Origin of the sequence: Nocardia sp. NPDC049707 (genome assembly GCF_040674855.1) — a bacterium.
In the GTDB taxonomy this organism is placed as follows: domain Bacteria; phylum Actinomycetota; class Actinomycetes; order Mycobacteriales; family Mycobacteriaceae; genus Nocardia.
The window spans coordinates 1-11,943 of sequence record NZ_JBFANN010000056.1 but is presented as its reverse complement, the minus strand read 5'-3'; the positions used below and the strand labels follow the sequence as shown (position 1 = coordinate 11,943).

Annotated in this window: 11 protein-coding genes and 1 pseudogene; 6 read left to right on the top strand and 6 right to left on the bottom strand. The window is 67.0% G+C overall.

What is annotated here, in order from left to right; all coding sequences use genetic code 11:
* Positions 1-130: 130 nt before the first annotated feature.
* A complete protein-coding gene (fbaA, locus tag AB0J29_RS32735; RefSeq protein ID WP_364794438.1) occupies positions 131-1,165 on the top strand; it encodes a class II fructose-bisphosphate aldolase in 1,035 nt (344 codons plus the stop codon).
* Between the two features lie 251 nt (positions 1,166-1,416).
* Positions 1,417-2,535 carry a BTAD domain-containing putative transcriptional regulator gene (locus AB0J29_RS32730; RefSeq protein WP_364794436.1) on the top strand — a complete coding sequence of 373 codons (1,119 nt, stop codon included), beginning with the start codon at positions 1,417-1,419 and terminating at the stop codon, positions 2,533-2,535.
* Between the two features lie 4 nt (positions 2,536-2,539).
* Here AB0J29_RS32730 and AB0J29_RS32725 read toward each other — a convergent pair whose 3' ends face one another.
* Both AB0J29_RS32725 and AB0J29_RS32720 read right to left on the bottom strand, forming a co-directional pair.
* Positions 2,540-2,869, bottom strand: a complete 330-nt coding sequence (locus tag AB0J29_RS32725; RefSeq protein ID WP_364794434.1) for an excalibur calcium-binding domain-containing protein — start codon at positions 2,867-2,869, stop codon at positions 2,540-2,542.
* A 43-nt stretch (positions 2,870-2,912) separates the two neighbouring features.
* Positions 2,913-3,209 carry an excalibur calcium-binding domain-containing protein gene (locus tag AB0J29_RS32720; protein WP_364794432.1) on the bottom strand — a complete coding sequence of 99 codons (297 nt, stop codon included), beginning with the start codon at positions 3,207-3,209 and terminating at the stop codon, positions 2,913-2,915.
* 331 nt (positions 3,210-3,540) lie between these two features.
* Between AB0J29_RS32720 and AB0J29_RS32715 the strand changes: the two are divergent.
* Positions 3,541-3,934: pseudogene (locus AB0J29_RS32715) on the top strand (DUF4185 domain-containing protein); the annotation flags it as partial.
* Between the two features lie 10 nt (positions 3,935-3,944).
* On the opposite strand, the gene AB0J29_RS32710 reads toward AB0J29_RS32715, so the two are convergent.
* Together AB0J29_RS32710 and AB0J29_RS32705 are read right to left on the bottom strand one after the other, a co-directional pair.
* Positions 3,945-5,015 carry a fused (3R)-hydroxyacyl-ACP dehydratase subunits HadA/HadB gene (locus AB0J29_RS32710; RefSeq protein WP_364794430.1) on the bottom strand — a complete coding sequence of 357 codons (1,071 nt, stop codon included), beginning with the start codon at positions 5,013-5,015 and terminating at the stop codon, positions 3,945-3,947.
* A gap of 115 nt (positions 5,016-5,130) precedes the next feature.
* Complete coding sequence (locus AB0J29_RS32705) at positions 5,131-6,576, bottom strand: hypothetical protein (RefSeq protein WP_364794428.1); 1,446 nt, start codon at positions 6,574-6,576, stop codon at positions 5,131-5,133.
* A gap of 991 nt (positions 6,577-7,567) precedes the next feature.
* Here AB0J29_RS32705 and AB0J29_RS32700 point away from each other — a divergent pair.
* The 3 genes from AB0J29_RS32700 (at position 7,568) to AB0J29_RS32690 (ending at position 9,945) form a co-directional block, all read left to right on the top strand.
* A complete protein-coding gene (locus AB0J29_RS32700) occupies positions 7,568-7,882 on the top strand; it encodes a hypothetical protein (protein ID WP_364794427.1) in 315 nt (104 codons plus the stop codon).
* A 410-nt stretch (positions 7,883-8,292) separates the two neighbouring features.
* Positions 8,293-8,742, top strand: coding sequence for a DUF3151 domain-containing protein (locus AB0J29_RS32695; protein ID WP_364794426.1), 450 nt, complete (start codon positions 8,293-8,295; stop codon positions 8,740-8,742).
* A 99-nt stretch (positions 8,743-8,841) separates the two neighbouring features.
* Positions 8,842-9,945, top strand: a complete 1,104-nt coding sequence (locus AB0J29_RS32690) for an FUSC family protein (RefSeq protein ID WP_364794487.1) — start codon at positions 8,842-8,844, stop codon at positions 9,943-9,945.
* A 294-nt stretch (positions 9,946-10,239) separates the two neighbouring features.
* Here AB0J29_RS32690 and AB0J29_RS32685 read toward each other — a convergent pair whose 3' ends face one another.
* On the bottom strand, positions 10,240-11,025 hold the full coding sequence (locus AB0J29_RS32685; RefSeq protein WP_364794424.1) for a site-2 protease family protein: 786 nt from the start codon (positions 11,023-11,025) through the stop codon (positions 10,240-10,242).
* 2 nt (positions 11,026-11,027) lie between these two features.
* Positions 11,028-11,690: a hypothetical protein gene (locus AB0J29_RS32680; RefSeq protein ID WP_364794422.1), complete on the bottom strand. Its 663-nt coding sequence runs from the start codon at positions 11,688-11,690 to the stop codon at positions 11,028-11,030.
* Positions 11,691-11,943: the final 253 nt, after the last annotated feature.

Sequence of the window (11,943 nt, the reverse complement as noted above, 5' to 3'; positions counted from 1 at the left end):
TTGTCCGACCGGCCGGTCCATATTGTCGACCCGTCGCACCGAGCGGTCCCGGCACGTCGGTCGAAAGCCCGCTGGCCTACTCTGAGGAGCGACAGAATTGTCTTTTGCCGCACAACACGGAGGTCTTCAAGTGCCCATCGCGACTCCGGAGGTCTACGCCGAGATGCTCGGTCGGGCCAAAGCGAACTCCTTTGCCTTCCCGGCCATCAACTGCACCTCCTCGGAAACCGTCAATGCGGCCATCAAGGGCTTCGCCGACGCGGGCAGCGACGGCATCATCCAGTTCTCCACCGGCGGTGCGGAGTTCGGCTCGGGCCTGGGTGTGAAGGATATGGTCGTCGGCGCGGTCGCACTGGCCGAATTCGCGCATGTGATCGCCGCGCGCTACGACGTGACCATCGCGCTGCACACCGACCACTGCCCCAAGGACAAGCTGGACACCTTCGTGCGGCCGCTGCTCGCCATCTCCCAGGAGCGGGTGAACGCGGGCAAGAACCCGCTGTTCCAGTCGCATATGTGGGACGGTTCGGCGATCCCGATCGACGAGAACCTGGAGATCGCCAAGGAGTTGCTCAAGGCGACCAACGCCGCGAACATCATCCTCGAGGTCGAGATCGGCGTCGTCGGCGGTGAAGAGGACGGTGTCGAGGCCGAGATCAACGAGAAGCTCTACACCTCCCCCGAGGACTTCGAGAAGACCATCGACGCGCTCGGTTCGGGCGAGAACGGCAAGTACCTGCTCGCCGCGACCTTCGGCAATGTGCACGGCGTGTACAAGCCGGGCAATGTGGTGCTCAAGCCCGAGGTGCTGGCCGAGGGGCAGCGGGTTGCCGCGGCCAAGCTGGGTCTGGCGGCGGATGCGCACCCGTTCGATTTCGTCTTCCACGGCGGTTCGGGCTCGCTGAAGTCGGAGATCGAGGATTCGCTGCGCTTCGGTGTGGTGAAGATGAATGTCGACACCGACACCCAGTACTCGTTCACCCGGCCGGTCGCCGCGCATATGTTCACCAATTACGACGGTGTGCTCAAGATCGACGGCGAGGTCGGCAACAAGAAGACCTACGATCCGCGCAGCTACCTGAAGAAGGCCGAGTCGGCCATGGCGGCACGTGTCGTCGAGGCGTGCAATGATCTGAAGTCCGCGGGTCGCTCGATCAGCGCCTGATCCCTTTACCTCCTGCGGTGTTCGCGTCCGGCCCGGCGGCGGCAGCTTGCGTAACCACACGGCGACGCGCCCGCAGGAGGTAGCGGAGCGGAACCATGGAGGGCGCCGGGAGCGCCGCATAGTGGATACAGCGGCGCGAGCAACGCGCCCGCAGGACATAGCGGGAGCGTAACCATGGAGGGCGGCGGGAACGCCGCACAGTGGATACAACGCCCGCGAACACCGCAAATGGAAACAGGGGCTATTAGCACATGAGTCTGGATGTGCGCGTGCTCGGGCCCGTGCGAATACTGGTCGGCGGTGAACCGGTGGCGGTCGGCGGGCCCAAGCCGCGAGCCTTGCTCGCCGCGCTGACCATCAATCGACGACGCGCGGTGGCTTCGGCTGCGCTGGCCGATATGGTCTGGAATGAGGATCCACCCGATTCCTACGCCGCCAGCCTGCAGGTATTCGTCTCGAATATCCGTAAGGCACTGCGTAATTCGGGAGTGGATCCGGCCATGGTGCTGCGCACCGAATCGTCCGGCTACCGACTCGAGATCCCGGACGATGGCTGCGATCTCGGCCGCTTCGAGGCGGCCAGGGATGCGGGCGCGCGTGCCGCCGAGGTCGGCGACCATGTGGCCGCGACGCAACTGTTCGGAAAAGCGTTGCGCGAGTGGAGCGGTCGGGCACTGGCCGATCTGGGCGGATTGCAGTTCGCCGACGGTTTCGCCACCGCGATGGACGAGGAGCGGCTACAGGCCGCCTCGGCCCGTATCGATGCCGAAATCGCCTGTGGGCGTGCGTCAGCGGTGATCGGTGAGCTGGTCTCGATGACCAATGAGCATCCGCTGCGCGAACCGCTGTGGGGTCAGCTGATCACCGCGCTGTATCTATCCGGGCGGCAGGCCGATGCGCTGGACGCGTGCCGTCGGGTGCGCACGGTGCTCGCGGATGAACTCGGTATCGATCCGGGCCCGGTCCTGGTCGATCTCGAGCAGCGGGTGCTGCGGCAGGAACCGCTGAGCACGATGGAGCTCAAGCGCAGCGCGCGGCTTGCCGCGGCGATGACCGAGACGGTTACCGAGATGCCGCGTGCCATCCGCAGCGGTCAGCTGCGCATGCCGGACGGTCGGGTTACCACGATCGCGCACGGCGGCATGCGAATCGGCCGGATGACCGATAACGATCTGGTCCTCGACGATCCGAAGGCCAGCCGCTACCACGCGCACATCATGCCGAGCCGGGCCGGGCTGCTGATCAAGGATCTGCATTCGGCCAATGGCGTCTACGTCAATGACCAGGCGATCGAAAGCGGTGCGCTGCTCGCCGACGGCGATAATATTCGCATCGGCGCAACGATTCTGGTGTTCCAGGCCGTCCAGTAACCGCTCAGTCGCATGCGATGCCGTCGCCATCCGGATCCAGATACGGCGCATACCCGGGCTGACCCCGATAGAGCGGCAGCTTCCCCGCGGCCCGAACCTGATCGCAATCGGTGTAATACCGCGGCGACTCCTCCTTCGGCTGCTCCGGCGGCGGCACATTCGACCCCTTCGGCCCCGGTCGATAGGTCGGCACCGGAAGCGAACTATCCGGCCCGGCAACGAATTGGGTGCTGGATGAATCGGCGGCGGCGATCGGCGACGCGCTCACGAGGCCGCCGAGCATCAGACACACACCGAGCGCGGGTACAGCACGATAGATCACTGAAGCTTTCACATTCTCCATCCTGCTCCGCTTTCCACGCTGATGTCAGTACGCCTTATTCACAGGCGATTCCGTCATTGTCGCGGTCCAGGTGGGGTGCGTATCCCGGGGCGCCGCGGTACAGCGGCGCCTTTCCGGCTCGGCGGACCTCGTCGCAGTTCTTGTAGTAGGGCGCCGGTTGGGTCTGCGGTGGTTGTGATCGGGGCGGCGGGTTGTTCGGCAAGTCCTGTTGCGGTTGTGCGGGCGGGCAGAACTGGGCGGAGCCCGAGTTGCACAGCAGGTCGGTCAGCGGATCGGCAGTGGCCGTCGGTGCCGCGAATGCGATGGCGGCGCAACCGATCAGGATCGCCATAGCGGTTCCGGGCAGCGATCTGGGGTGCACAGCAGGTTTCATGGGTGTCCTATGGTCGAAAGGAGAACCACCGGAGGCCCTTTGCTCCCCCGGTGGACGCCACTCACCCCGACTCGAGTTGTCGTGCCGTGGACGGTAGCAGGGCAGCATGGCTGCGGTCCCGAAAATGAATTAGGAGATTCCTCCTAATTCTGGATGTCCATGCGGCACTGGGGGAATCGGTCGGTAAGTCGGGCTGGGCGAAGGGGCACAACCCGGTAGGGCGGGCGCTGGTGGACGGCATTGCGGCGATCAGCGATGCGGTCGGGGAGGCGCAGGGCGACTACGTGCCCGGCTCGGCTCGGTCGGACTCGCGCGAGTACCGAAGGATCAGCTGTTCGACATCCCTATCAATACTGGCGGGACGGAAACTGGACTCCGGTAGGCGGATTCGGCTCGGCAACCCCGATCGTCGACGCGCCCGTCGGCGAGTTGTCCGTGCGCTTCGACGCCTCCCGGAACGGATGGCAGATGAGCTATCCGGACACCGCGAAAGCGGCACTACTCGTCCGCGAATCGGATTCACCGCAGGGTGCGTGGTCCGATGGCGCACCGACGGTGATGGTGCGCGAATATCGGTAACTCTACGGTGGATTCATCCGCTGGTCCTCGGGTCGGACCTGTACTTCACTATTTCGACCCGGAACGACTACAACGTCTACCTCGTGCACGCGACCATCGAATGAGGTTGCGCCGCTAGGCGAAACGAACCTCGGCGATGGCTCGGCCGAAGAGTTTGCGGCCCTCCGAATTACCCGCCAGCAGAATGGTCCCGGTCCGCCTGCGTGGATCGAGCGATTTGATCTTTCCGCTGAATTCGACGGAACTCGGCGCCTCGGTGGTCACCGGAACGAATCCGGAAAACCGCACGCTGAATTTCTCGATGGCCGTCGGATCGCCGAGCCAGGAGGTCAGATAGTCACCGGCCAGGCTCATGGTCAGCATGCCGTGCGCCACCACGGTCGGCAGCCCGGCCAATTGGGCCGCGCGCTCGCTGAAGTGAATCGGGTTGGGGTCGCCGGAAACCCCCGCATAGTTGGCCAGGTCGCCGCGCGTCACCTGCGCGGTCTGGGTCGGGAGTTGATCGCCGACGGATAGGCGATCGAAGTCCTGGAGCGAGCGCACGGATGCGCTGCGCGCCGCAGGCCGCCCTGGGGCCGGGGCATCCGCGGGCAACGCGAGCAGCGGGCCGCTGTCCGGCACCGTGATATCACCGACGGTGACCGGACGGCTGTGCATCATGATGGTCTCGACGGCGGCCGCGATATTCGGATCCACCTCGACACCGCGGCGCGCCACGATCGTGGTCGAACCCGATTGCACGATCTCGCCGTGCTGGTTGGTCATCGAGAACGTGACCAGGATGAAGTCGTTATCGCCGAACTGGCGGATCGAGTCGATCACGATCTCGGTGCTGAGCCGGTCGCCGGCCACGATCGGGCGGGTGAGCTCGAAGACCTGATCGGTCTGCAGGATCTGGGACAGGTCGTATTCGGTGAGCACCGAATCCAGCAAGGCCCGGGTCGCATTGATGCCGATGACCGAGGCGAATGTCGGCGGTGCGACGATGCCGTCGTAACCGAGCTCGCGCGCATCGGGTTCGGAGTAATGCGCGCTGTGCCGACTCTGCGTAGCGCGGGCGAACTCGCGAACTTTCTCCCGGCCGACCGAATACTGTTCGCGCACGCGGAACCGGCTTCCCGCCCGTGTGGCTGTCAGCTCGACCACTTCGGCTTCCGGCTTTTCGATTGTCTGCTCCCTGGCCATGATCCGGGCCATGCTACTGGCGAACCGGTCCAATGACCAGGTAAGTGTGACGTTCGCTACCGGTTAGGGGGCTTACTTTTGGGTATGTCCTGCTGGACTCGGTGTCACCTCTCGGCTACGGCGTCCCGGCACTCGGGGGGTCGCAGACCTTCCAGCCATCGGCGGTCTGCTCGAGGTCGAAAGTCCGCGCCGAGCGCTTGGTCGGATCCGCGTCGGTGTAGACGGTGGCCTGTGCGATCGCGGTCTTATCGGTGATCTTGATCGCATCGACGCTCGCCACCACGGGAATGTTCTTGCGATCCATCGACAGTTGGTGCACGCCCGCGAACTGGTCCGCCGGAATGCCCTGATAGAAGTCGTGCAGCTGCCCGCAGGTGGTTTTACGCAGCGCCGCGAGATCACCGGATTTCAGTCCCGCGGTGTAGTCGGTGATGGTGGCGCGCACCTTCGCCTCGGGGGAGTTGTCGCTGCGGCTCCCGATGAGCACGACCGCTAGCCCGATTACCGCGATGAGCGCCGCTGCGGCCACCGCGATGAACAGCCAGCGCTTCGAAGGCGCGGCCGGTGCCGCGGTGTCCGCAGGCTGCGGATCGGGCGGCGTGTATCGCTGCGGCTGGGCCATCGGCCGTGGTGTCCCGGTGACCGGGTGGGCGGGGCGAGTCAACTGCGTATCGGCGGGTGACGGGGCCGACGCGGCCTGACGTGGTTGGCCGGGCCCGCGCGGTGCCGACGGCGCGGTCTCCTCGACCCCCGGCCCACTCGGCGAAGACCCTTGCGCTCCAGCCTGTTTCGGACCGGCCGCGGGACGCGGCGTGCTCGGCGGCTTGCTGATCGGACCGGGCCGATCCGCCGGCGGAACGACCCGGTCGGTACCGGGCTTGGTCCCGGCATCGGTGCGCATCCGCTGCGTGGCGTTCTTGTCGAACGATTTCTCGGCTGGCTTCTGGATCGGCAGCGCGACGGTCTGCTCGGCATCGAGCTTCGAGACCACGGGCATGGCGATGGTCTTGTCATCCGCGCCTGCCAAATCCGGCTCGTCCGGCCGCGTCGCAGCGGCACCCTTGTCGCCCGCCGACTCGGCCTTCAGATCGACCCGCCGCATCACCATCGTGGCCGCATCGGCACCCGCGGCATCGTCGACTGTGTCGTCGGCCGGTGCCGCGGACTTGTCCGCGCCCGAATTCCGCTGAATTACAACGGTTTTTGCATCGGGTCCGGCCGCGCGAATGTCCCCCGGGGCGGTGCCTTCGGAACGTGGCGAGTGAGCAGTCGATTCGGCGGTGCGTGCCGCGGACTTGTCGCCTACCGCTTCGGCCGGGACCACACCGGATCCCTCGGCGGCCGGAGCAGCAGCTCCACCGGCCGCCGCAGCAGGCTTCGCCGTATCACCACCAGGGCCGTCCCGTTTGATCGCCGCGGTCGGTGCATTCGGCCCGGACACAACATCGGCCGCCCCACCCGAGGGGCCAGCAGCTGGCGTCGCTTTACCCGGAACCGCCGCTGGTGCGTTCGCGGGGACCGACTTATCTGTGCCCTCGATGTCACTGCGCGAGATCTTCATGGTCTTCGCCGCAGCACCCTCGGACCGCGCGGCAGCAGCACCCGCTGTCGCGGACCCGGGCGCAGACGAGCCCGCGCCGCCCTCGCGTTGTCCGACCCCGCCTTGCACGGGACCAGGCGAGGCTGCGCCGCCGGGCCTGATTGTGCCGTCTGGCATGGGGGCGGACGGGCTTGTGCCACTGTCTCGTTGGCCTGCGCTACCGGGCACGGCTGTGTTTCCGGGCATGGTTGCGCCGCTCGGTGTGGAAGCAGGTTGGGTTGTGCTGCTGTCGCGTTGGCCTGCACCGCCCTGCTTGGCTGCGTTGCCCGCTGCGGGACCAGATGAGGCTGTGCCACCGGGCCTGGTTGTGCCGTCTGCCGTGGGGCCGGACGGGCTTGCGCCGCTACCTCCAGCGCTACCCGGCGCGGCTGTGTTGCCGGACTTGCCAGCTCCGCCTGCTGTGGGAGCAGGTGAGGTCGCGCTGCTATCGCGTTGGTTTGCGGTGCTCGGCCCGGCTGTACCCAGGGGCGTGGTCGCGCTGCTGCCGCGTTGCGCTGTGCCGCCAGGCATGGTCACGGCGCTCGGTGTGGAAGTGGGTTGGGGTGCGTGGCTATCGCGTTGGCCCGCGCCGCCTGGTCCGTTTGCGCTGCCCGGCCTGGTTGCGTTGCCAGGCGTGGGAGCGGATTGGGTTGTGCCGTTATCGCGTTCGCCCACGCCGCCCGGCTTGATTGCGCCGCTAGGCGATTGAGCCGATTGTGCTGGGCCGCTGCCTTGTTGGCCGCTGCTGCCCGGCTTGGCTGTGTTGCTCGGTGCGGGAGCGGGCGAGGGGGTGCCGCGATCTCGTTGGCCTGCGCCGCCCGGGGCGGAGGCTGGTGACGGTGCGTTGGCTGCTCCGCTCGGCCGGCTGGGGGCCGCGGGCGTTCCGAGCGCGGCGATATCCCCGGTCGACGTACCCGACTGACCGGCGCTCGTCGATGTCTGCTTCGGCACCGATGATGCTGGAATCGGCCGAGTGGGAGCGGCGGCCGCGCGCTGTTCCTCGGCTTTCCCGGATCCTGACGGCGCGTCCGCTCCGGACGATGCCGCAGGGGCCGGACGCGTCGGCGAGCTGGCCGAACCTTCCTTCGCGGTCGAACCCCCGCCGGGCGTCGCGCCGGATCCCGGGGAAACGTTCGCCCCCGACGAGGTGGACGCCGGTCGGGTCGCGGCGGTGGCCGAGCCTGCGCTGTGTCCCGCAGCACCAGCGGAGCCGGCGGCTGAACCGGGGCGGACTGGTGCGTTGGATCCCGAGACCGAGCCGGGGCCGGATGGGGCAGGAAACGGCTGAGTCGCGCCAGCGTCGGGTCCCGAGGCGGTACCCGAGCCCGCGGCGGGACCCGGCGCGGGTGCGCCCGATCCCGGTGACCTACCGGGATCGGGAGTGTTGGAGGACGATGCGGGTGTCCGGTCCGCGGGCGCGGCTGGGTGCGGGTCGGCTCCCGTTTCGGCGGGGCGGCCGGGATTTCGTGCCGGGCTCTTCTGGTCGTTCGGGTCGGACACCTATAACCCTTCGCTCGGGCGGAACAGTTGAACTCGACGGTCAGCCTAGCCAGCAATGCCGTCGACTGTGAGGTTCCCCTGCGCAGTGCTCCGCCCCGTCCGGCTCGATGGCGGCGGGTGGGCGGAAGAGCCCGATACTGCTCAGCCAGGGGAACGTCGTATCGGCGCGACGCACGCGCGCAGTGCACAATGAACCGTATGACCTCGTTCGGTGACTTGCTCGGACCGCAACCGGTACTCCTGCCCGAAGACTCCGACGCGGAGGAGGCGCTGCTGAACAATGCCGATCCGGTGCAGGTCGCGGCCGCGCATCCGGCGGCTTCGATCGCCTGGGCCCATCTCGCGGAGGCCGCCTTGCAGCGCGGCGGGGCCGAGGGTGATACGCGGGTGGTCAATCACGACATCGTCGCCGCGTACGCATTCGCACGCACCGGCTACCACCGCGGCCTGGATCTCTTGCGGCGCAATGGCTGGAAGGGCTTCGGTCCGGTGCCGTGGAGCCACGAACCCAATCGCGGTTTCCTACGCTGTGTCGGCGCGCTGGCCCGTGCGGCCCGTGCGGTCGGTGAGACCGAAGAATACGCACGCTGTCTCGACCTGCTGGAAGACTGCGACCCACGCGCCGCGGGTGAGCTAGGCCTCGACTGAGTGGTTGCAGCACCGCATAGCGATTCGATGAGGGGTGGTGGTCGGGCGACGGGTGGGCTGGGCCCGAACTCTCCGGTTGGTGTCGCCCGCGCCAGCAGTATGCAGAAGCTGCGCAGCTCGTGGGCACGATTGCGACTTTCCGCATTGCCGATTCTGCAGTGCGCGGTCGGCGCGGCGCTTGCCTGGTTTATCGCGCACAAGATAGTCGGGCATACGGTGCCCTTTTTCGCACCGACCGCGGCTGTGGTCTCCATCGGCATTTCGTTCGGCGCCCGGCTGCGTAGGTCGGTGGAGTTGCTGGTCGGCGTCGCGGTAGGCATCGGCATCGGCGACCTGTTCATCACCCGCGCGGGCACCGGCGTCTGGCAGATCGCCTTGGTCGTCGCGGTGGCCATGGCACTCGCGGTATTCCTGGACGGCGGTTCGATCATCACCATGCAGGCCGCCAGTTCGGCCGTGCTGGTCGCGACGCTACTGCCGCCGTCGGCGGGCGGTGGCTTCTCGCGCATGATCGACGCACTCGTCGGCGGGTTGGTCGGCGTGGTCGTGGTCGCATCGATCCCGATGCATCCGGTGCGCCGGGCCCGCGAGCAAGCCGCGGAAGTCCTCTCGGTAATGGCGAAAGCGCTGCACGAGTGTGCCGATGGTCTGCTCGAACAGGACTCGGAGAAGATCCGCACCTCGTTGACCGCGGCCCGCGCTACGCAGCCTCACATCGATGGCCTGCGCTCCAGTCTGGAGGGCGGTCGGGAGATCAGCCGAATCTCCCCGCTCTATTGGAATTCGCGCCCGCGCCTCGAGCGCATCCGCGCCACCGCCGACCCGCTCGACAATGCCGTCCGCAATACGCGAGTGCTGCTGCGCCGTTCGCTCACCCTGGTCCAGGACGACGAAATCCTGGACCCGCGACTGATCGAGGAAATGGAGCGCTTGGCCCAAGCCGTCGAGGTGGTGCGTCGGATGATGCTCGCCGATCCCGGCCAGCAGCCGGATCAGGCCGAGGCCGCCCGGGTGCTGCGCGGTGTCGCCAAGGGTGCACGACCGGAACTCGTTGTGGGCGCGGGACTTTCGGCCCATGTCGTCTTCGCGCAGATGCGCTCCATGCTGGTCGATCTCATGCAGGTCTGCGGCATGCAGCGCATCTCGGCCATGGCCCTGCTGCCCCCGACGGTCCCGAATCCGCATGTGCCGCCGGCGGCATGAGCCGACTACGCAGCGGATTTCGGACATTTCCCGCCGATGTGCGACAGCGAAGGCGGTCTCCGGCGCTGGAATCATGAATTTCACGTAGTCCGCTACTCGTGTGCGCCCCTGCCCGCGGCCATAGCCTCGACAGGCAACCGCGGTTACGAGGGGTAGCGCGGTTGGGACGCTTCGCTTGACGGCGAACCGCCCTACCGGCCATATGGCGTGGTGGCCAGGCGGGTGCGGGCGCGCAGCGGTCATGCGAAGAGGTCGCCCGGTCGCGAAGGTCGGACCGGGCGACCGGCATATCGGTTAGGTCCAGAATCGCGTCAGAAAGCTGCCGTACCGCGACCAGTTCGCATCGACCCCGGACAACTCGTACAGCGAGTACACCGCATCGAAGAACACCGTGTTGATCGACGGCGTGAACAGCAGCGCGAACACGATCAGCATGCCGAACGGCTTGAACTGATCGAGCGCCCGCCGGGTCTGATAGCTCAGCGACGGCTCGATCACGCCATACCCGTCCAACCCGGGCAGCGGCAGAATGTTCAAAAGCGTTGCGGTGATTTGCAGAAACGCCAGAAAGCTCAGGCCGTACCAGAACGCGCGGTGCGAAGTGTCACTGCCGAAGAACCGCACGACCACCAACAACAGCACCGCGCAGATAGCGTTCACCGCAGGCCCCACACCGCTGATGATCCGCTGCATCCGCGCGCTGACATTGTGTGCGTGCACGTACACCGCACCGCCCGGCAGGCCGATCCCGCCGAGCGCGATGAACACCATCGGCAGCACGATCGACAGCAGCGGATGGCTGTATTTCAGCGGATTCAGCGTGAGGTAACCCCGCAGCTCCACCTCACGATCGCCCGCCCGCCACGCCGCATACGCATGCGCGAATTCGTGCAGACACAGCGTGACGATCCAGCCGAATACGACGAGCAGAAATACTCCGAACTTCGCCCGCGTCGACTGCACATCGGCGTTCCACGCGAGCGCGCCACCGGCCGCCGCGATCGCGATCACCAGCAGGAATATCGGGCTGGGCCGCCGCGAAACACCCAGTCCGGGGCGGCCGTTTCTCGGGAATCGCATTGTCAACGCACCAGCAGCCAGTTTTCGTGATGTCGATAGAACGACGATCGCGGCAGCACCCGATCGTTGGCGATGCCGTCCCTGGTCACCACCGCCCCCGGCGTGCCGAGCTGCGCGGCCCGCCCTTCCAGCCAGCGGCGCCTGCGGATGATGTTCTTCCGCACGCTCGCCCGCACCCCCGGCATATCCAACATGGGCGAGACGACCATCGCGTTGACCTTGCCGGAGAACAACAGGGCGTCATCCACAAATGCCTCGCCCTCGAGCTTCTCGCCGCTGACGCCGGTGATCTCGGCCCGCCCGACCAGCACGGTTCCGGTGTCGTCGCGGATCAGCGGGGTTTCGACGGCCCGGCCCTCCACCGCCCGTCTGGCGGCGGCATTGCCGGTGCCGGTCTGGTAGGCGCGCGAGCCGTAGGTCTTTTCGACCGGCACGTACCCGATCTCCACATGCAGTCGCTCGGTCCGCATCAGATGGGTCAGCACGGAGGCCAGGGCGGCATCGTCGCCGAGCACGATCAGCCGGGGCAGGCTGTCGGCGGCCAGGACTGGCAACAGCTCATCGATAACGCTGTTGTCCGCGATGGCGGCCGTCTGTGAGAGCGGCAGCGACGCGAGGGCGATGGGTACCGGTGCGCCGTCGCAACGGAGAACGTGGGTACTCAAACTGCCGTACACCCTCCTCGGTTCGACCGACAACCTGTCGGTCACCCTCGCCACCTGTAGGCGGACCCCAGCTGGTCCGCCAGTGCCTCGCAACCATAGCTGTGTTTGATTGGCAGCGCCTTCGGCGCTGCGTGTTCGCGGCCCCCTTCAGTCTCGCGTCCGAGCCGTCGAGACTCGCGCCTGCGGCGCATGCGCTTCGACGACTCGGACGCGAGACGGGCCGCGAACGGGTCGCTCGTAAGACTCGCTCCGT

What these genes read in the sequence shown, in the direction of transcription:
- AB0J29_RS32705 (WP_364794428.1), bottom strand. Translation starts at nt 6,576, where the DNA reads ATGAAGATCTCGCGCAGTGACATCGAGGGCACAGATAAGTCGGTCCCC.
- AB0J29_RS32720 (WP_364794432.1), bottom strand. Translation starts at nt 3,209, where the DNA reads ATGGCGATCCTGATCGGTTGCGCCGCCATCGCATTCGCGGCACCGACG.
- AB0J29_RS32685 (WP_364794424.1), bottom strand. Translation starts at nt 11,025, where the DNA reads ATGCGATTCCCGAGAAACGGCCGCCCCGGACTGGGTGTTTCGCGGCGG.
- AB0J29_RS32695 (WP_364794426.1), top strand. Translation starts at nt 8,293, where the DNA reads ATGACCTCGTTCGGTGACTTGCTCGGACCGCAACCGGTACTCCTGCCC.
- AB0J29_RS32710 (WP_364794430.1), bottom strand. Translation starts at nt 5,015, where the DNA reads ATGGCCAGGGAGCAGACAATCGAAAAGCCGGAAGCCGAAGTGGTCGAG.
- AB0J29_RS32690 (WP_364794487.1), top strand. Translation starts at nt 8,842, where the DNA reads ATGCAGAAGCTGCGCAGCTCGTGGGCACGATTGCGACTTTCCGCATTG.
- AB0J29_RS32730 (WP_364794436.1), top strand. Translation starts at nt 1,417, where the DNA reads ATGAGTCTGGATGTGCGCGTGCTCGGGCCCGTGCGAATACTGGTCGGC.